Source organism: Dongia sp. (genome assembly GCF_041906375.1).
Lineage (GTDB): Bacteria > Pseudomonadota > Alphaproteobacteria > Dongiales > Dongiaceae > Dongia.
Genome location: NZ_JAYRJJ010000001.1, coordinates 1 through 18824 on the forward strand (window position 1 = coordinate 1; position 18824 = coordinate 18824).

At 55.2% G+C, this 18824-nt stretch carries 15 protein-coding genes; 9 read left to right on the top strand and 6 right to left on the bottom strand.

All coding sequences use genetic code 11. The annotated features are described in order from the left end of the window. Window positions 1-162: 162 nt before the first annotated feature. The 6 genes from ACE3OA_RS00005 to ACE3OA_RS00030 all read right to left on the bottom strand — a co-directional run bounded on the left by ACE3OA_RS00005 (window position 163) and on the right by ACE3OA_RS00030 (window position 6682). Window positions 163-795, bottom strand: coding sequence for a DNA-binding protein (locus ACE3OA_RS00005; protein WP_374306476.1), 633 nt, complete (start codon window positions 793-795; stop codon window positions 163-165). A gap of 135 nt (window positions 796-930) precedes the next feature. Continuing rightward, window positions 931-2334, bottom strand: coding sequence for an AAA family ATPase (locus ACE3OA_RS00010; RefSeq protein WP_374309178.1), 1404 nt, complete (start codon window positions 2332-2334; stop codon window positions 931-933). 18 nt (window positions 2335-2352) lie between these two features. Next, complete coding sequence (locus ACE3OA_RS00015; RefSeq protein WP_374306478.1) at window positions 2353-3432, bottom strand: DUF6634 family protein; 1080 nt, start codon at window positions 3430-3432, stop codon at window positions 2353-2355. 29 nt (window positions 3433-3461) lie between these two features. Next, a complete protein-coding gene (locus tag ACE3OA_RS00020; RefSeq protein WP_374306479.1) occupies window positions 3462-3974 on the bottom strand; it encodes an RNA polymerase sigma factor in 513 nt (170 codons plus the stop codon). A 1132-nt stretch (window positions 3975-5106) separates the two neighbouring features. After that, entirely contained in the window at window positions 5107-6354 is a 1248-nt protein-coding gene (locus ACE3OA_RS00025; RefSeq protein ID WP_374306481.1) for a type II toxin-antitoxin system HipA family toxin, read from the bottom strand. Then, window positions 6347-6682 (bottom strand): helix-turn-helix domain-containing protein, encoded by a 336-nt coding sequence (locus ACE3OA_RS00030; RefSeq protein ID WP_374306483.1) that lies wholly within the window; start codon window positions 6680-6682, stop codon window positions 6347-6349. The genes ACE3OA_RS00025 and ACE3OA_RS00030 overlap by 8 nt, the downstream gene beginning before the upstream one ends. Before the next feature lie 163 nt (window positions 6683-6845). Between ACE3OA_RS00030 and ACE3OA_RS00035 the strand changes: the two genes are divergently transcribed. From ACE3OA_RS00035 to ACE3OA_RS00075, 9 genes are all read left to right on the top strand, one after another. Next, the gene (locus tag ACE3OA_RS00035) at window positions 6846-7424 is read left to right on the top strand and encodes a restriction endonuclease subunit S (RefSeq protein ID WP_374306485.1); all 579 of its coding nucleotides are present in this window, start codon (window positions 6846-6848) and stop codon (window positions 7422-7424) included. 8 nt (window positions 7425-7432) lie between these two features. Further along, window positions 7433-9001, top strand: coding sequence for a type I restriction-modification system subunit M (locus ACE3OA_RS00040; RefSeq protein ID WP_374306487.1), 1569 nt, complete (start codon window positions 7433-7435; stop codon window positions 8999-9001). Beyond that, window positions 8994-9926: a DUF4357 domain-containing protein gene (locus tag ACE3OA_RS00045; RefSeq protein ID WP_374306489.1), complete on the top strand. Its 933-nt coding sequence runs from the start codon at window positions 8994-8996 to the stop codon at window positions 9924-9926. Before ACE3OA_RS00040 ends, ACE3OA_RS00045 begins: the two co-directional genes overlap by 8 nt. Continuing rightward, the gene (locus ACE3OA_RS00050; protein WP_374306491.1) at window positions 9923-11173 is read left to right on the top strand and encodes a restriction endonuclease subunit S; all 1251 of its coding nucleotides are present in this window, start codon (window positions 9923-9925) and stop codon (window positions 11171-11173) included. Before ACE3OA_RS00045 ends, ACE3OA_RS00050 begins: the two co-directional genes overlap by 4 nt. After that, a complete protein-coding gene (locus ACE3OA_RS00055) occupies window positions 11170-12252 on the top strand; it encodes a DUF4917 family protein (protein WP_374306493.1) in 1083 nt (360 codons plus the stop codon). The genes ACE3OA_RS00050 and ACE3OA_RS00055 overlap by 4 nt, the downstream gene beginning before the upstream one ends. Window positions 12253-12256: 4 nt before the next feature. Next, on the top strand, window positions 12257-15460 hold the full coding sequence (locus ACE3OA_RS00060) for a type I restriction endonuclease subunit R (RefSeq protein WP_374306495.1): 3204 nt from the start codon (window positions 12257-12259) through the stop codon (window positions 15458-15460). After that, entirely contained in the window at window positions 15457-16194 is a 738-nt protein-coding gene (locus ACE3OA_RS00065; protein ID WP_374306496.1) for a M48 family metallopeptidase, read from the top strand. The genes ACE3OA_RS00060 and ACE3OA_RS00065 overlap by 4 nt, the downstream gene beginning before the upstream one ends. 388 nt (window positions 16195-16582) lie before the next feature. Next, entirely contained in the window at window positions 16583-17977 is a 1395-nt protein-coding gene (gene dgt / locus ACE3OA_RS00070; protein WP_374309180.1) for a dGTP triphosphohydrolase, read from the top strand. After that, on the top strand, window positions 17970-18788 hold the full coding sequence (locus ACE3OA_RS00075; RefSeq protein ID WP_374306498.1) for a hypothetical protein: 819 nt from the start codon (window positions 17970-17972) through the stop codon (window positions 18786-18788). Before dgt ends, ACE3OA_RS00075 begins: the two co-directional genes overlap by 8 nt. Window positions 18789-18824 lie beyond the last annotated feature (36 nt).

Below are 18824 nucleotides of genomic sequence, written 5' to 3' on the forward strand. Positions count from 1 at the left end.
TTAGTCACCTCATGCCGAAGTCAGGAAGAAGGTAGCCAAAGGTCGATACCGAAGTGGAAGGTTGAAGGAGAACCATTCTGCCGGAATAGCCGGGCTACCTAACGTGCCACGGCCATCTTTCGTCATTTCCTAATTTAAAATGATCAAATGAGCCTCCCATTGTCATTTGCTATGAGAACGCCGATTCGTGCCAACTGGCTTGCGATGTCGAAAGGGCAGCAGGGCATCTAAGAGCTCGGCATTACGTTGATTCGCGATAACGACGCTTTCAAGCAGCTCATCAATGCGCCTATTGGCATCCGCGAGGCGCGCTTCGGCGACGCCAGCCCGCTCATTTGCCCTGGCTAGTTTGTCCTGCAGGACGGAGGTTTCTGAAATTGCTTCACGGATTGTTTGCTCAAGAGTGGTAATCCGCGCTTCCTGAGTTGCCGCGACTTCCTCCAGATCTTGGACTTGGTTGAGCATATCTACTCGATCCTCATCGATCACTGCTTGCTCAGCTTTCAGGCGCCGCTGATCCTCACTCAGCCTAGCAGTGGCGAGATCCAGAGCCTTGCCCCAGATCTCTTCGGCAAACGTCTTGGCCGCTCCGAGCAACTGATCGGGTGCAACGGTTGCCGGGTTTTCGTTGGCGGCGCGCCTCTCGCGGCGCCATTCTTCCATGTATCGCCCGACCGTGGTGAAGCTGCCGCCTACGCGTCGGATGATCGCGTTCTGAGTTGGATTGAGACCCATGTCCACAATTTGGTCGGCCGCTTCGAACACCTGGTCACGGGTAATGGTCTGTCGTCGCATGATAATTCCTTTCACAAACTTGTCGGGTGGTAATTGGTCGTAGCGAGTAGTAGTGGATAGTAGTGAATAAAGGCGCTACTCCAGTTAAGCTGCAGCGAGGTCTTGCAAGGAACAAGCCGAGCAGCGGCCATGATTTTAATGGTCGGGTAAACTCCGCATCGCTACGGAGACCGCCGCGATGAGGGCGCGCTTCACTACTCTGACGGAAGCACCAGCACGGTAGACGCCAACGAGTGCCAGCATCGTCTGCTCCGGCAGTTCCGGCATCTCTTCGGGCGGGATATGGAAGTCCATCGCGATGTCCTCAAGCATTCCCTGAATGATTCTGGGGAGATGGACACTCTCCGGCGGCAGAATGTTGAAGACCCGCACCCGGTCCAGCAGCGGCGACGAGAGCCCACCAACGTCGTTCGCCGTGAGGATCCACGAGACGCAACTCATATCGACTGTACTCGCGAGGCATTCGTCCGGAACACGCCTCGCCGTTTCCGAATCGATCATCGCAAGCAGAGCGTCCTGGAGGCGCACCTCCCGCCCCAGGGCACGAGCTTTGTCGATCTCGTCGACCAGCAAGATAGGGTTCGCGATACCCGTCTCCAGCATCGTGCGTGGGACGACACCTGCCTGCGTTGAGTCGTAGATCCGCGACAGACCCGTGAGATCAGGCGTCTGGGCGCCCGCACCCGCGATCATACGGAACGGTAGACGGAGCAAGAACGCAAGCCGCCGCACGTAGCGCGTCTTCCCGATACCCGGCCGACCCAGAAGAAGCAATGGCCGGAACCGCGCGATTGGAAGCGTTCCTGCCATCTGGAATCGCAGGTCATCGGCAATAGCCGCAGTCACAGATGCAAAGCTAGGCATCTCTTCATGCAGCTTCATTTCGAGATGGTCGGGACTCAACTGCGGCAGCTTCAGTGGTAGCGGCTTTGTCAGCCCTTCATAGCGGAGGGCGATCTCTCTTCCCCATTTCCCGCCTCCAGGGATCGACCGGACTGGAATCAGGCTGTGGCCATTTCCGATCTTCATATGGCCCAGTGCGTGACCAAGCAACCCGACGCCCTCACGCGCCTCCAGAAAGGCATTGTTGATCGGGAAAATATCAAACCATGCATGCATTCGGCGCCGCATCCGAGATATGTCTGTGGCGTCTACAGGAAGTTGCCACGGTTGCGCGTCGAGCCTCTCCAAATTCTGCCGCAGGGCTTCGGCAACCAGCAGAGCGGCGACCTTCTTGCCGAGGTGAACGGCCATTGCAGCCCAGGAAATGGCGAGGTCTGCCAGATCGTCTGCGGGCAGCACTACTCCTGGATGGAGCTCGAGCGCGACTTGGAGAGCGACATCGCCATCATGCAGGGCGCGCTGGATTTGCTCCGACGTGAGTTTCCCCTTACTGCCTTGCTCGAGGGCACGCTGGAACCTGGGCAGATCCTCGTTGCCCATCTTTAGGAGTACCGTATGGCGCCACCAGCTCAAGGGCCTCTTCAGTCGATAGGCCAGATGGGCGGGCAAGCCCTGTCGCTCGGGAGTGCGACGCATCTTCTTCACGAGCCAATCTCACATGGTATCCGGTGCGCCTGGTTCGTCTTCGGCAGGCGTGCCAAGTGTGTAGAACCGCGACACCGTGCGAGCCCACGTCTTGTTCGGTCCAAACTTCACGACTTCCGAGGTTCGAATCCAGTCCCCCGTTGGTTGCTCGGGATGGTCCGAAACGGTGCCCTTCAGCGCTCTGAAATTGCGTGTGGTGGGGGCCCATTCATCGAGATGAGGCGCATTGAGAAAATCCTCTGGGATCGGGCCCAAGCCAACTTCAATAAGTGACAGGTCTTCCGCCAAATCCAGGTGCCTCTGCGCGGTGCCGCGCGTGTCGTGGCGTAGCCACGGCTCAAAGAAGGACGGCGAATCCGCAGCCAATTCGTCAATGGTCGGCGCTTTGTCGGGATGTTGCGCGAGCAAAAGCACCTGTCGATAGAGCGTGTTGCACGCTCGTCCAAAATACTCTGAAGGTGCCTTACCACTCCTCGGTGTGAGACCGGAGAGATGATCCCACCCGCTCCAGTGAATTAATGGCATGCCCCATTGCAATATGGGCAGATCTTCCGATCGTAGCGAGCTGTGTTCGTCCCGTGCTAGGACCAAAGCCGCGGACGCTCTCAGGCGGGCCGCGATCGCGGGGCCACCTGCACATCCGGCTCCCAAAATCCAGGGACGTACCGCGAGCTTCTGGCTCGTGATGTGCTCTTGGATTTCTGAGAGGAGACGAATCGCATCGGTCATGCTGGCCTGAGCAGGGGTCGCTTGAATCAAGAAGACGTCGATTAGCTGAAGCAGATCGGCCGAAAGATGTTGGGCATAGCAGGGCAGGCTAAGGATGATCGTGCCATCCAACCTTTGGCAGTCGCGGATGGTTGCCGCGATTTCGCGGTTAATCTGGGCCGGATCCGAACAGGTGATTTCGACATGTGCCAGCAAGTATTCGTTAGTGTCGGGCGGTCGGGAAAAAAGCGATGTCTCTGCTTCACGCATCGGGTCGATGTAGGTCGTCGACTTTTTGAGCAGGCCATAAAAGGCAGCTAGCACATCGGCCAGCCGCGCCAGTTCGGCGCCACGCGTGGTGGCGATCGCAATGGTCGTCATGGATAACTCCGGGAGATTTAGGTGTGAAGTTAGGCTGGTCGGGGAGCCGGGCGGTCTTTTAGCCGCTCGCGCAACTCAGCATGCGCACGAGACAAAGCGCTCTTGAGGGTGCCTATCGGAATCGCGAGCATGCGGCAGACCTCATCGTAGGATCGCCCCTCGATGACGATGAGAGTAATGAGACGCTTGGCGCGGTCCGGCAGGGCTTCGATCTCGGTCAGCGTCTGGCGCAAGAAGACGGCGTGATCTTGGGCAGGCGACTGCACCGGATGGAGATGGTCGGCATCAGGATCGCTCAGCGAAAGGCTCTGCCGCATCTCACGATGTGCGACGCTGCGAATGATATTGAGCGCTTTATTGCGCAGGACTGTGTTCAGCCAGGCACGTAGATCCCGTCCTTCGAGATGCGGCACATGAATGAAGGCCGCCATCAGGGTTTCCTGCGCCAAGTCCTCGGCCTCGGAGCGGGTGAACCCGTGTCTGTAGGCACGCCAAGTCAGGCGTTTCCAGAGCGCAAGATATTGGTCGGGTAAGATAGACATGCCGGTCTCCAAATCAGTTCGTTGGAGAAGCGTGCTCAGATCCAAGTCTTCTGTAAAGGATCTAATTCCCAAAACTGTGGACGCGGTCAGAGAATCCGAGGGAGTGCGATCGTTTAGCCACAGCCTCAGCACCGCGCCGTTAACGACTGCAAATTTCAAATCTTTTATTACACCTCTGGAAACATGCGCTGCACTTCTCGAGTAATTCGTTGCGGATCTCCATTGTTGCGCTGCACATCTCAAGTAATTTGCTTCAACGCCCAAGGGAAAGCCAACGTCGGGCAACGACGCGGCGGGGATTGCGAGGCTGGCTCACCAGCGGAACAGTGTTCCTCAAATGCGCTGTCGTCGCTACAGCGAGGATGTCCACACGTCGAAGCACGTTATCTTTCAGGTAGCGCACATTGCTGGGAAATGGTGATCAATTGCAGACAACCCGACAAAGCGTACTGGGCATGTACACTAAGTGTCGAACACATCGCCAGAAATGTGAGATCACTTACCGGCAATGCATTTTACCTCGAAACAAATTGCCCTCATTCGTTACACATCGCGAAGCTTTCGTTACCAAACTCAATTTTTCTGTTTCACTTCTCGAAGTATCGGTTGCACTTCACGAGTTATTTGCTGCGCCGGGAGCGACGTGAGCGACTGATCGTCGGACGCCAGAGTTCCCTCATGATTTGGCCGCAGTGGCCGACTGTCTGCGCCGAAGGCATCCGCGAAACCTGTGGACAACGCCTTCATTCACGTGGCCCCCAGTGGATGTCTACGTTGCGCGATCGCCTATCGTAATTGAGTGCCGACGTTACTAATGGCGACCACGATGAGGTTGCTGTGAATGGACACATGCTCATTGAAGAGAAAGGTCACTGTGGTGCAAAGTTAGTAGGCATCAGCTATCGCGAGTCCTCGTCCCCCCATTACTCCGCATTTCAGAAACAGAAAAATTGAGAGTTGAAACAAAAAAATCGAACTCTGTCCAAACTCTCCATTTTTCTGTTTCACATCTCAGTTTAAGCGTTGCGCTTGGGTCATCGTCTAGTGGCGCAGGTGTCGTCCCAATTCGGCAACTTGGGCATCATCTCGTTTCGGCCATCGATGAAATGAATGATGTCTGACGGAATGCGTCTCATAGTGCCAGAGCGCGCCTGAGGTCGTCGTGCTCGAACGCGCTTGTCATTCGATTGATCTCGGTCGAGCGGGCGCCAACCGTCTTTGCGGTATCGCGCCAGGTTGTCGTCACGGTCGCAACTTCTTTGATGATCGCGCGGGCCTGCGCCAGGGTGAGTGCGAAAAACTCCGAAGCGGCCTCCAGGAGATCGATCGAGCAAGTGCCTTCGTCCAGGTCGATGTTCGTCGTCAGCACCCGCGCCTTGAGATCGGTGGGTACGGGGTTTATGTCATAGGCTGGAGAAAGTGACCATCCAGATTTTCCCTGCCAAAGGAAGCCGTGGTTGCGCAGGTGATCATCGACATTCGAGATAAGCACGTTTAATGCAACACGACGATAGAGTGCATGGGCGTCTGCCTTTCCCTTGGCACCATGCTGGGCAAGAGCATCTACCATTTCTGGGTAGCTGCCGCGCTCACCGTCTTTGGAACCCATCATCGCCATCGCCGACAAGAATGGGATGCGGATCGCGCCGTCACGATCAAAGCGTCGTGATAGCATGACTGCTTTGCCCGCTACCTGGATCAACTCGTGCTGCGGAGTGGTGATGCCAGCTTGGTTGGCAAGTCGTAACGCGATTTCTTCCCAGGTCTCCACGCTGTATTCGTCGGTCTCTTTCGGGAACTTGGCGATGGACAGGTGGCCATGTTGATCGATGACCGACGCCTTCGGACGCGCGCCGCCAAGCGAGGAGCCTGGGGCAAAGATAAGCTGCAGGTCCTCATCTGTTTCCTCGTCCCGAAGAATCCGCTCTGTGATCTGGAGCAGTCGTCCGAGTTCGATCAGAGCGGGTACACCGCTGCGGATGGGTGCCTGAAAGACTTCTTGGCCGACCCAGCGGAATCTGAGTGCTCCAAGACGTGTCTCATCAGCAACGCCTAGAAGGTAATCGCTTTCCGTCAAAGTCCGAACGGCGCGGTTTTCCCTTTCCGCCAAGCGACGTTCTGCGCGCTGCATAAGGCGGCGGCCCCAGGTATCCGGTGCTGAATCGCCGATGGAGCCGAACGTCGCCAATCCGGCAGGAGGAGCGAAGGTGCCGCGGGTTAGGGCAAGAGCTGGTTCCAGAGAAAATCGATCGGGATTCTCAAGCCAAGCGCGATCGTATTCAAACAGAATGGTTTCCGTGCCGCGAACGCGATTGCTTCGCGCGAGGCCAACAGGACGGGTTTGGCCATCCAGATGGATATGCACCTCGAAATCAGCCATCGCTGGCGGATCCGGCTGTACGCTTAAGGTGGGCATGCTTTGGAAGTTCGGCGCTGGCCAGCGCTTGCCCAACAGCGTCATTGCTGATGTCAGCAATCTGAGCAAGCCCATCGAGCAGGCCGAGTGCCTGAAGGACGCCCGCATAGATGCCTATGCTGACATTGGTGTCGCCAGCTTCAATCCTTTGAAGGGTTGAGCGAGATGTAAAGGCGCGCTCCGCAACGACGGCCATGGGCAGCCGTCGGCGACGGCGGGCATCGTGAATGTCTGCCCCAAGCTTGCGTATTGCCCGTCGAACAGCAGCCGGAGGAGTGTGGGGTGTTGGCATATGCCACCTTGGTGCTACAGATTGGCAAAATATGTAGCACGAAGAATACAAAATATCTACTCTATCTACCAATGAGAGGAAATGGGCTTAAGCTGCAAGAAAAAACTTAGAGACACGCTCGAATTAAAATTGACTCTTTATAAGCTATTTATTAGTTTGAGACATGCTCGAACTCAGAGAAATATCCAGCATCTATTCCGGCCTGGCAATCCAAGAGGGCGACGAGGGGTCGGCGCGTTTCGTCCGCCTGTCCGATCTGTCCGATCTGAAGTCGGGCCGTGCCCCAACACTCACTGCTGGAGAACCTTCAGCAGTTGCCAGAGCATTGCCGATAGAAGAAGGCGATCTGATCATCGGCGCACGAGGCGCGGCAACTGACATATGTCTCGCGACTGAGTCATTGTTCGGCGCCTTCATATCGCTCGATCTATACCTGGTCCGCCCCGATTCATCGAAAGTTGATCCAGGATACCTGGCGGCTTTTCTCGATCTTCCTGCCACGCAGGCGACTTTGTCTGGCAGCAAGCAGGGCAGCGGTCTCGCTCGGCTTCCAAAAGACGCGCTCGACAAACTCGCCATCCCGCTTCCGCCGATGCCTAGGCAGCGATTGATTGCCAGACTGGCACGCTCCTTTCATGAGGAGTCAGAGCTGCTGCAGCGCCTTGAAACTCTCAATTCAATTCTTGGCCGTGAGGCCCTTGCACGTGCAATTCGTGCTGCCGCCACAAGCTCGAATTCATAGGAGAAACCATGCCCACACTACAGCAAGACGACATTCTCTCCGCGGTCTGGCGCGCCTGCGACACGTTCCGTGGCGCGGTCGATGCCACCCAATACAAGGACTATGTGCTGACCGCACTCTTTCTTAAATATATCAGCGACGTGCGCCGCAAGCATGTCGACGAATTCCGCCGGGAGTACGGTGACGATGAGCTTCGTATCCAGCGCCGCCTCGATCGTGAGCGTTTCAAGCTGCCCATGGTTGAGCTCAAGAACAGCAAAACCAACGAAGTCGAAGAGAGCTTTTTGGGCGACTTCTATAGCCTCCATGAGCGTCGGGGCCGGGACAATATTGGCGAGTTGATCAACATCGTTCTGGATGCCATCGAGAAAGCCAATGAAGGCAAGCTCGGCGGCCTGTTCCGTGCGATCGACTTCAATTCGGAATCCAACCTTGGCCAAACGAAGGACCGCAATCGCCGACTGAAGATGCTGCTGGAGGATTTTGCCAAACCCGGCTTGGACTTGTCCGACACGTCTGAAGATATCCTGGGCGACGCTTATATCTTTCTCATCGAGCGCTTTGCGTCGGATGCGGGCAAAAAGGCGGGCGAGTTCTTCACGCCGCGCAAAGTGTCCGAGGTCGTCGCCAAGCTGGCGAACCCCAAATCCGGCGATCGAATCTGTGACCCAGCCTGCGGTTCTGGGTCACTATTGCTGCGGGCCGGAGAGGAGGTGCCGGATGGGAACTTCCAGCTCTTCGGTCAGGAATCGAACGGCAGCACGCGCTCTCTGGCCCGCCTCAACATGCTGCTGCACAAGCAGGATGGTGCGCGCATCGATTGGTGCGATACGCTGAACTCGCCGACGTTGATCGAGAGCGATCACTTGATGCGCTTCGATGTGGTGGTCGCCAATCCGCCGTTCAGTCTCGACAAGTGGTGGGGCAACACGGATTCGGAGGGGAACGCGCTTCCTGATCCCTACAAGCGGTTTACGCCGCATATGCCGCCCAAAAGCCGCGGCGATTATGCCTTTATCCTGCACATGCTGGCGATCACCCGCCCGACCGTCGGCCGCATGGCGGTGATTGCGCCGCACGGCGTCCTGTTCCGTTCCGGCGCCGAGGGCAAAATCCGCGAAAAGCTGATCCGCGACAATCTACTTGATGCCGTCATCGGCTTGCCGGGGCAGCTCTTTCCCACCACCGGAATCCCGGTCTGCATCATGGTGTTCGACAGGGCGCGTGAAGCTGGTGGGCTGCGCTCGCATGAGCGGAGCATCCTGTTCATCGATGCCAGCCGTGAGTTTGAGCCTGGAAAAAAGCAGAATCAATTGACCGACAGGAACGTCGACAAGATCGTGGAGACCTATCGCAACCGGGCGGTGATCGAGCGCTACTCCTATGAAGCGACCTTTGAGGAGGTCGAGATCAACGGCTTCAACCTCAACATCCCGCGCTATGTCGATACCTTCGAACCCGAACCTGAAATTGACCTCCAGGCCGTGCAGAACGAAATTCGCGATCTCGAAGTTCAGCTCGCAGAGACGAGGGCGAAGATGAACGTCTATCTGAAGGAGCTCGGCATCGATGTCTGACGCCCCCCTGGCCGCCATGTCCCGGCGCGGCCGCACCCTGAAGCTCTATCTGGTCGATGGCTCGCCGTCCGGCGTCATCACGGCCGAGCTTGGTATCTCCTCGGTGCGTGCCGCCGTTGCCTCCCGCACGGCTCTGCCCGACCTCATTCGTCGGGAAGAGGCGGCGAGGACGGGTATCTATCTCCTGGTTGGGCCGGACCCTGATTTGCCAGGGCGGCAGCTTGTCTATGTCGGTGAAGGCGATCAGGTCAAAACACGATTGGCCGCGCATGATGCCGACGAGTCGAAGGAGTTTTTCACTCGTGCGGTGCTGATCGTCTCAAAGGACGAAAACCTCACCAAGGCGCATGGGCGCTATCTGGAAAGCCGGATCATCGCGGCCATTCGCGGCGCGGGTCGGGCGAAGCTCGTCAATGGGACAGAGCCCCCGTTCAAGGGGCTCCCTGAACCAGAGATCGCTGACATGGAACGTGTGCTCGATGAGATCGAGGTGCTACTGCCGGTGCTCGGGTTCGATATCCTGCGACCAGCTGGTCAGGAGGCAGGGGCGGCAATCTCGGCAGTAGCCGACCGCGACACTTTCTTCACTTTCACCGAGGCGGGAACCGACGCTAAGGCGCGCGAGGCCAGCGACGAGTTCGTCGTGCTTGCCGGGTCGCTTGCCAAACGGCAGGAAGTGCCGAGCTGCGGTGAGGGGCTGAAGCGCCGCCGCGCGCAGCTCGTCGCGGACGGCGTGCTCGTGGCTGTCGACGATACGAAGTTCCTGCGCTTTGCGGCCGCCGCTGCCTTTGATTCACCCTCGGGTGCCGCCGGGATCGTCTACGGCGGCAATGTCAACGGCAATCGCTACTGGAAACACGCCACCACTGGGCAGAGCTATGGCGACTGGCGCAAGCGCCGCATCGGCAAAGAGGATGAAGCGTGACCGTAATTTTACCAGAAGGTTGGGATCGTGCGGAGTTGGGCGCCATTGTTACCCTCAGGTCGGGCGGAACACCAAGCCGAGCAACTGCTAATTTTTGGAATGGGGAAATACCCTGGATTAGTGCGAAGGACCTAAAGTCCTTCGACTTGAAGGATTCGATTGAGCACCTGACCGCAATTGGTGCCGAAGAACTCAATGTGGTTCCCGCCGGAACTATTCTCATCCTCGTTCGCGGTATGGGTCTCTTCAAGGACTTCCCTGTAGGGGTCACTTCGCGCGCGATGGCATTCAATCAGGATGTAAAGGCATTGCATCCAATTTCCGGAGTCAATGCACGCTTTCTCGCACATACTCTTGTCGCAATGCGCAGTGCGGTTATGGGGCGAGTTGATAGAGCTGGCCACGGAACCGGCAGGCTGGCGACGGACCATCTTATTGCGTTACCCGTTATACTTGCTCCAGTTCCCGAGCAGCAACGTATTGTGGCCGTGCTGGATGCTTGGGATCAGGCGATCAATCAGACCGGATGTCTCATCGCTGCCAAGCAACGGCGGAAGGCCGCTTTGTTTCAGAAGCTATTTGAAAATCTGCCCAAGCGGCCGCTGCTGGAAGCCGCAGATGTTTGGTTCAGCGGAGTGGACAAAAAAACCCGTGCTGGCGAAGCAGCCGTCCGATTATGCAACTACATGGACGTTTTTCATAATTCTCGGATCACGTCGAAGTTAGATTTTATGCACGCGACGGCTTCGCCGCACCAGATCGCGGTCAACAGTCTACACAAGCATGATGTTGTTTTCACGAAAGATTCCGAGACATCGGAAGAAATCGCTCAGCCTGCTCTTATTGCTGAAGACATCGATAATCTCGTCTGTGGCTATCATCTCGCAATTGCGCGCCCACGAGAGGGAGTGGGCCATGGCCCATTTATTGCCCAAGCAATGCGTCATCCAGCGATCCGCTGGCAATTCAGCCGTCTGGCGAATGGAGTTGTACGTTTCGGCCTGACGCTTGAAGCAATTGAGCAGGCCGAGATCTTCCTGCCATCTATCGATGCCCAGAAGAGAATTGCAGCAATACTCGACGTAGAAGATATGATGATCGAGGACCTCGCTGCGCGTGCTGAACTCTACCGCACGCAGAAGCTCGGCCTCATGCAGAAGTTGCTCACGGGCACCTGGCGGCTTGATGAACGCTTTGAACCCAATGCGCTTATGACTAGCAATGTTCTGCCAGGAGGCACAGCATGACATTCAAGCTGCTCTCCTTCGACAAAGCGCTTGCGGCGGCGAATGAGTACGGCAAGCGCCATCTTCTTCTGGGCAACGGATTTAGCATCGCCTGCAAGCCAGACATTTTTGCCTATGGGTCGCTCTTTCAGGAAGCCAAGAAAAGTATGTCTTCCGAACTTGCGGCGATCTTCGAAGCGATGAAGACTCAGGATTTCGAAGAAGTAATTCGCGCCCTTCAGCACGCTGCTGCCATCGTTGGCGTCTACAGGCCCAAGTTTGTCACCACGAAGAAGATGCTTCTGGAAGACGCAGAGAAGTTGAAGACAGATTTGATTCAGGCGGTGGCGGGGCGCCATCCCGCACGGCCCAATGACATCTCGGATGAGCGTTATGCGGCTTGCCGCCGGTTCCTTTCACACTTCGTTGGCGAAGGTGTAGGTGGCAAAATATACACGATGAACTACGATTTGCTACTCTATTGGGCGCTGATGCACGAAGAGGACGACGCATTCGCGCGAATCGACCTTACCCATGATGACGGCTTCCGCAAGGATCAGGACGACTTCGACGCACCCTATGTAGAATGGCAAGGCGAAGGCGCCGCGCATGGTCAGAACATTCACTATTTGCACGGTGCCCTGCATCTCTTTGACGCCGGACATCAGCTTCAAAAATACACTTGGGTGAACACGGGCAAGGCACTGGTGGACCAGGCGAATGAAGCGCTCAAAAAAAACCTGTTCCCGGTCTTCGTTGCGGAGGGCAACAGCAACAGCAAGCTGACGAAGATCCAGCACAGCGCCTATTTGCATCACAATTTCAAGAGCTTCGCAGGTATCTGTCGCCCAAAGTCACGGGATGGGACTGCCCTGTTCGTCTATGGGCATTCCTTTGCCAAGAACGACGCTCACGTCCTCAACATGATTGGTTACGGCAAGATTACGCACCTATTTGTCAGCCTATACGGCGATCCGAACGACAACGCGAACAAAGCGATCCGCAGCAACGTCGAAAAGATTGCAACCTTCAGGCCCCAGACCTACCCCGTGCTGAAAGTTGATTTCTTTGACGCTGCTTCGGCGAAAGTGTGGGGATGAGGCTATGACCCACTCACCTGACTTCACCACCTCCGAGGCTGGCGGTGCACAGCTTCAAGCCTTGCATACGCTGATCAATTGTGGTTGGCGCTACGTGACGCGGGCAGAGGCTGATCAGTGGCGCGATGGGCGACGGACGCTGCCGTTTCTTGAGACCCAGCTCCGGGCAGACTTGGCACGAATCAACCGCATTCACGTCGATGGGCGGGCGCATCCGTTCTCGGAAGCTAATATTGATGCGGCGGTTCGGCGGCTTGCCGATCGGATTCCGGAAGGGGTTGTCCGCGCCAATGAGCGGATGACGGATGACCTGACACTTGGGATTGCTTTACCACAAACGATCGGTGCGACTTCGCGCGAATGGCCTTTCAAATTCATCGACTGGAACGACTGGCGGGCCAACACATTTCAGGTGACGAGCGAATATACCGTGAGCGAACCAGGCGGCCCGACAATTCGTGTCGACCTTGTCCTGTTCGTGAACGGCATCCCGCTTGGCATGATCGAGGTCAAGGCTTCGAATGTGGCGGCCGATCAGGGTGTCAGTCAGCAGATTCGCAATCAGAAGGTCGGTGAAGGTGTTCCGGCGCTCTTCTACTCTGCCCAATTGCTGCTGGCGGCAAATAGCTATGATCCACGCTACGGTACGGTGGGAACACCGCGCAAGCTCTGGAGTACCTGGAAGGAGCGCGAAGATCCGCCAGGCTTTGCCGAGGAGGTGGTCAATCGTCTACTTGATACTGTCGAGGACAAACGCGTAGCACTCGACTTTGCGCCACATAAGAAGCGGCATGACGGGCTGATGGAAAAGCACCGCTTTGTTGCGCCGCTGGACGAAACAATCGTTGGGCTTTGTCGGCCGGAGCGATTCATGCGGCTGGTTCGCCGTTACATGCTCTTCGATGGGCCGCACAAGAAGGTCGCGCGCTATCAACAAATTGCAACGGTCGAAACCCTGCTGAAGCGCACGCAGGATCGAGACGCAGCGGGGCGTCGCAAGGGGGGCGTGGTTTGGCACACTCAAGGGTCGGGTAAGAGCCTGACAATGGTGATGTTGGCCAAATCTATCATCATGGCCCATCCACAGGCACGTATCGTCATTGTGACGGATCGGACCGACCTTGACGACCAGATCACCAAGACTTTCCGGGCCACGGGTCAAGAACCGAAGCGGGCGGCGACCGGCGAGAATCTGCTGACACTGATTGAAGAAAAGACACCCGTCGTTACCACCTTGATCCATAAATTCAAGGCGGGCCTCAACAAAAGGCGCATCGTCGACAATTCTTCCGACATTTTCGTGCTGGTGGATGAGAGCCACCGCAGTCAGTACGGCAATCTTGACAGCCTTCATGCGCGCATGCGGGAGGTGCTACCCAATGCATGCTTTATTGCCTTTACGGGTACTCCCATCGCAAAAAAGGAAAAAAGTACTTTCGCCAAATTTGGTGAGCTTGTTCAACCTTCATACTCCATGCGGGATGCAGTCGCGGATCAGGCGGTTGTCCCTTTGCTATATGAGGGCCGCGAAGTCGTTACCGATGTCGACGAGGCACAAATCGACCGCTGGTTTGACGTGCATACGCGTGGCCTTTCCAACGACCAGCGTGCCGATCTGAAGCGCAAGATGAGCCGGATGCGCGAGGTCGAGCGTGTCGATTCGCGACTTCAGTCAATCGCCTTCGATGTTGGCCAGCACTTTTCTACGAACTTTAAAGGTACAGGGCTCAAAGGGCAGCTTGCAGCACCGTCGAAGCGTGCGGCAATTCAACTCAAGAAACTTTTCGACGAATTCGGTGTCGTGAGCACCGAGGTAGTTATCTCGGCTCCAGAGATGCGGGAAAGTGAAGATGAAGTGGACGAAGCCGATGATGATATCGTGCGTACATTCTGGCGCAGGATGATGGACCGATACGGTGGCGAAGACGCTTACAACCGTACCATCGTGGAGCAGTTCAAAGGGCCCTCCGATCCAGATATCATTATTGTCGTCGACAAGTTGCTCACTGGCTTCGACGCACCACGCAATACGGTACTTTATGTTGCCCGTCGCCTGAAAGAGCATGGCTTGTTGCAAGCCATTGCGCGCGTCAACCGTGTCTTTGACGAAGAGGGTGCGCCAGACAAACCCTTCGGTTTCATTATCGACTATACTGGCGTCCTCAAGGACCTTGGGGCGGCACTCGCCAGTTACGATGCCTTGCAAGGCTTCAATCAGGAAGACATTGCAAGCAGTATTTCGGCTATTCGAGACGAAGCGAGCAAGGTGCCGGGGGCTCATGCCGCGCTGTTGGATGTATTCAAATCGGTCTCCAATAGCTTTGACGCGGAAGCCTATGCCCGGCTTCTGGCGAATGAGGAGATTCGAGCTGACTTTTATCAGCGCCTTTCCGCCTTCTCGCGCACATTCTCCGTCGCACTTTCTTCTCCAGCTTTTGTTGAGGAGACGAAGCCGGAATTGTTGAAGCGCTGGAAAGAGGATCTCGGCCGGTTCATGTCATTGCGCGCCGCAGTAAGCTTGCGCTACGCAGAGCGCGTGGATTGGCGGGACTATGAAAAGCGCATACGTCAATTGCTGGATCGGCATGTGATCGCGCGTGAGGTAGTTACCCTGGTCGAACCGCTTAATATATTCGACGACTTCGCAATTGACGGGCGCCGACAGCAGAAAACGGAAAGTGACGCGTCAGTTGCCGACACGATCGCGCATCAGCTAACCCGGTCGATCGAGGAAAAGTGGGACGAGGATCCAGTTTTCTTCGAGAAATTTTCAAAACTCGTTCGCGATACCATCGACGACTTCCACAAAGGGCGGATCGACGATCTGACTTATCTTTCAAAAGTGAAAGATTTGCGCGACAGAGTGCAGACGCGACAGGATGAATCTGATCCAACCCCAGTGCGCCTCCGTGATGATACTCATGCTCAGGCATTCTGGGGATTGGCGAAGCGCAATCTAGAAAACGCGGGTGTGGATGATATAGAACTGGCTGCGGACATGGCGCTCGAGATCAGCCGGATTGTTCAGCGCCGTCGCAAAGTAGGGTGGCAACATGACCGCGATGTCGAGAACGCCATTCGCAATGACATCGACGATTTCTTTTTTGAGGAACTGCGTGGTCGACGCGATATACTGATCGATCCATACGTCCTAGACGGTATCGTCGACGATGTTCTCGCTTCGGCTAGAGTGAGGCTCGCTCAATGAGGCAGGAAATCGAAACTCATTTGACACGGGAAGATATTGAGCTTCAGTGGGGTGAACGGCGGATTATCGCTGAATTAGTTCGCATGAACAGACGTGTTCTGCGGATCGAAGTCAAGCCGACGGGGCAAGTTGTGATCTTCGCACCAACGGGCGAGGAAAGCAGTGAAATTCAACGCCGAGCGCGCAGGAAAAGCGCTTGGATATTCAGTCAGCTAGACGCGATCGGAAAAAGGCCAGAGGTTACGCCAACGCGAAGATTCGTTTCGGGGGAAACGCATCTACTTCTTGGCCGACAGTATCGCTTGTCAATCGAGCACTCGGATGACCCTCACGTCAGATTGGATGGCGGCCGTATGGTGGTCAATGCTCGTTCCGTGGAAGATCAATCTCACTGCAGACGCCTCCTTAAGGTATTCTATATGCTTCGAGCACGCGAGGTCTTTCGGCAGCGATTTGAGGTAGTGATAGAGCCGTTCATCCGCAAAGGCCTCAAACGCCCTCCACTGATCATTCGGGCCATGACTAAGAGATGGGGCAGCTATACTGCTGGCGGGCGCGTCGCACTCAATGTTGATCTCGTGCGCGCTAGTCCGCAGCTGATTGACTACGTCATCTGCCATGAACTTGCGCACGCGTTCTTTCCAGACCACGGCGCAGGATGGCGTCGCCTCCTTGACACGATTATGCCGGATTGGACTGATCGGAAAGCGCAGCTTGAGGCAACACTGCGATAGAGCAGATAGAACTGCCCACAATGATGGGCTCGGTTGGTCTAGCAAAGGGGTGAAGTATTGCTGGCCGTAGCAAGGAACTAAGTAGGCGGGAATGGACGGGGTGACAAAAAATACGTCAATGAATTGAATGGCGGGATGGTACTATTAATTGTATTGTTTTAGAGGCTGTCTTATGGCGACCACCATCTTTGTCCTTTGCTGCTCACAGCGTGACAATGGTCAGCTTCGGCAAGCTATAAAAAATTGATACGGGTATTTGGGGATAGTTGGGAGGGAGGCGATGGCCGTGTTGGGGAAGGCCCGAAAGAAGTCCAGCAAGAATACAAGGAAGAGCAACAACGCGTCCGGCCGTGTGTCAGATGCAATCGACCTCTGGAGTGCCGAAAGGATGTCGCCAGGCCGTCCAGAAGCAGCGGCGGACAAGAGGATCCCATTCGAGCACGACTATGACAGGCTATTGTTCTCCACTCCTGTAAGACGCCTTGCGGACAAGACTCAGGTCTTTCCATTGGAACGGAACGATGGTGTCCGCACCAGGCTTACCCATTCGCACGAAGTGTCAAATCTAGCTCGTTCAATCTGCAATCGACTCCTTCGGACTAGCCCGAGTTGCTTTGGAGGCGTAGGGGATCTTTCACAAGTTGCCCCAGTTATCATGGCAACGATCGGCCTTGCTCATGACCTTGGGAACCCACCATTTGGGCATCAAGGGGAGAGAGCCATTGGCAACTGGTTTGATCAGAATAAAGTGCTATTTGAGTTCCATGAACGGGACAGGAAAGAGAAGCTTAAACAGCCCGTACCGAGCATGCTGCGCAATGATTTCTTGAAGTTTGAGGGAAATGCACAAACTTTGAGATTACTTGCTCGTTTGCAAAGTACATCTGGCTCAAATGGGTTAAATTTGACCGCCGCGACGCTCGCCGCACTCATGAAATACACGGTTCCATCTCATGCAACAAACGAGGATGGCGCACCATCAAAGAAGTATGGATTTTTTGCGTCTGAGAATGATGTCGTCGACTGGATCCGGAGAAAGACAGGGTTGAAGGAGGGACAGCGCCATCCGCTGACTTGGCTGATGGAGGCTTGCGACGATACGGCCTATTCCATTCTCGACATCGAAGATGCGATGAAGAAGGAATTGGTCTCCCCAGAAGATCTGCGCGTCTATATTGACAATCTCTTTAGGAAATCTGAGGAGGGCGGCGGATTGGTAAATCAGCTCAAGGACGATTTCGAGAAGGCTGATGCGATCAAGGCCGATCTCTCTCGAGTTAAAGAGGTGAAAATATCATATTTGAGAACTCGACTTATCGAGAAAGTGATAACCGGCGCGGCCGAAGAGTTTTTAAAGGATCAAAACTCAATTCTATCTTTCCAGCGAAAGAAACCACTACTTGAATGTGGCACGTTTGCATCGGACTTGATTGACGCACTGAAGAGATTCGCTAGAACCCATGCCTACAATAGCTCAGGAGTACTTAAGGTAGAGCTTCTAGGGGCAAAGGTTATCAGCAAAGTCATGGATATCCTATGGGACGCCATTTCTTCGCGTAAAGAATTTATGGATCGTTCTTCGAAAAGAACCTCACCGCAGGCAGCATATGCTTATTCGAAGATCAGTGCCAACTACCGATGGCACTTCGAGCATGAGACCAAGGCGTCTAAATTGCCGATCAGATATCACGAGATGCAATTGCTTACAGACATGGTGTCTGGAATGACTGACAGTTTTGCCTTAGAGCTATGCGATTCATTAAAGGTCGCAGTTGATGACTGAGATGGCGAGTACTGTCGACGTTCTGCGGAAACGGGTGGTGCGCCTTCTGAAGCTCAACGAAAGCAATGACCCTTCGGAGTTAACGAGACTGGTGCTGCCTCGTCTTCAAGCTTTGGGAAATGCTGCATTGATTGGAGGAGCAATTAGAGATTTGGCAATAGGCGGGCGCCGCCGATTTTCCTCAGACCTTGATTTTGTAGTTTATGATGGATCTAGGGCATCTTTTCATGACGCGATGACGCGGTCTGGTGCCAGGCCCAACCGCTTTGGTGGATTCGCGCTCAAGTTTCCAACTTGGAAAGTGGATGTTTGGCATATCGAAGATACGTGGGCGCATACCGCTGGATTGAAGGAAGTACATAGTCTCAAAGATCTGTTGAAATGCACTTTCTTCGATTGGGACTCAATTGTCTTTGACGTTTCATCGAGAAAGTTGATCTGTGAAGCGACATATCTTTCACGGTTGCGCGCTGGGGTTATGGAGGTAAGGCTATTGGAGAATCCGAACCCCGACGGATCGCTCGTGCGAGCGCTCCGCAGGGCCGCATTATGGGATGTAAAATTTGGTCTCAAGCTGTGTGAGTTCAGCATAAGTAGACTGCGCTCTACTCCTTGGGATAAGCTAGTCGCTCTAGATGATATGGCATTTTCAAGTGCTGTATTGAGATATCTAAACCGCGATATACTTATCGAGCGCCTAGAAGAAGGGTTAGAGATCGGAAGAGCTCCTCAAGTCGTTCCGCGATGGAACAGGCAGCCAATGCTCCCCTTCTCTGACAATACAGATGTTGCGCCAATGAATTGGCAGTGACATAGAATAGAATGCAAGGCCAAATCCTTTCTTAGT

Coding starts and splice junctions, on each gene's coding strand:
- ACE3OA_RS00005 (WP_374306476.1), bottom strand. CDS start 795: ATGCGACGACAGACCATTACCCGTGACCAGGTGTTCGAAGCGGCCGAC.
- ACE3OA_RS00010 (WP_374309178.1), bottom strand. CDS start 2,334: ATGCGTCGCACTCCCGAGCGACAGGGCTTGCCCGCCCATCTGGCCTAT.
- ACE3OA_RS00015 (WP_374306478.1), bottom strand. CDS start 3,432: ATGACGACCATTGCGATCGCCACCACGCGTGGCGCCGAACTGGCGCGG.
- ACE3OA_RS00020 (WP_374306479.1), bottom strand. CDS start 3,974: ATGTCTATCTTACCCGACCAATATCTTGCGCTCTGGAAACGCCTGACT.
- ACE3OA_RS00025 (WP_374306481.1), bottom strand. CDS start 6,354: ATGGCTGATTTCGAGGTGCATATCCATCTGGATGGCCAAACCCGTCCT.
- ACE3OA_RS00030 (WP_374306483.1), bottom strand. CDS start 6,682: ATGCCAACACCCCACACTCCTCCGGCTGCTGTTCGACGGGCAATACGC.
- ACE3OA_RS00035 (WP_374306485.1), top strand. CDS start 6,846: ATGCTCGAACTCAGAGAAATATCCAGCATCTATTCCGGCCTGGCAATC.
- ACE3OA_RS00040 (WP_374306487.1), top strand. CDS start 7,433: ATGCCCACACTACAGCAAGACGACATTCTCTCCGCGGTCTGGCGCGCC.
- ACE3OA_RS00045 (WP_374306489.1), top strand. CDS start 8,994: ATGTCTGACGCCCCCCTGGCCGCCATGTCCCGGCGCGGCCGCACCCTG.
- ACE3OA_RS00055 (WP_374306493.1), top strand. CDS start 11,170: ATGACATTCAAGCTGCTCTCCTTCGACAAAGCGCTTGCGGCGGCGAAT.
- ACE3OA_RS00060 (WP_374306495.1), top strand. CDS start 12,257: ATGACCCACTCACCTGACTTCACCACCTCCGAGGCTGGCGGTGCACAG.
- ACE3OA_RS00065 (WP_374306496.1), top strand. CDS start 15,457: ATGAGGCAGGAAATCGAAACTCATTTGACACGGGAAGATATTGAGCTT.
- dgt (WP_374309180.1), top strand. CDS start 16,583: ATGTCGCCAGGCCGTCCAGAAGCAGCGGCGGACAAGAGGATCCCATTC.
- ACE3OA_RS00075 (WP_374306498.1), top strand. CDS start 17,970: ATGACTGAGATGGCGAGTACTGTCGACGTTCTGCGGAAACGGGTGGTG.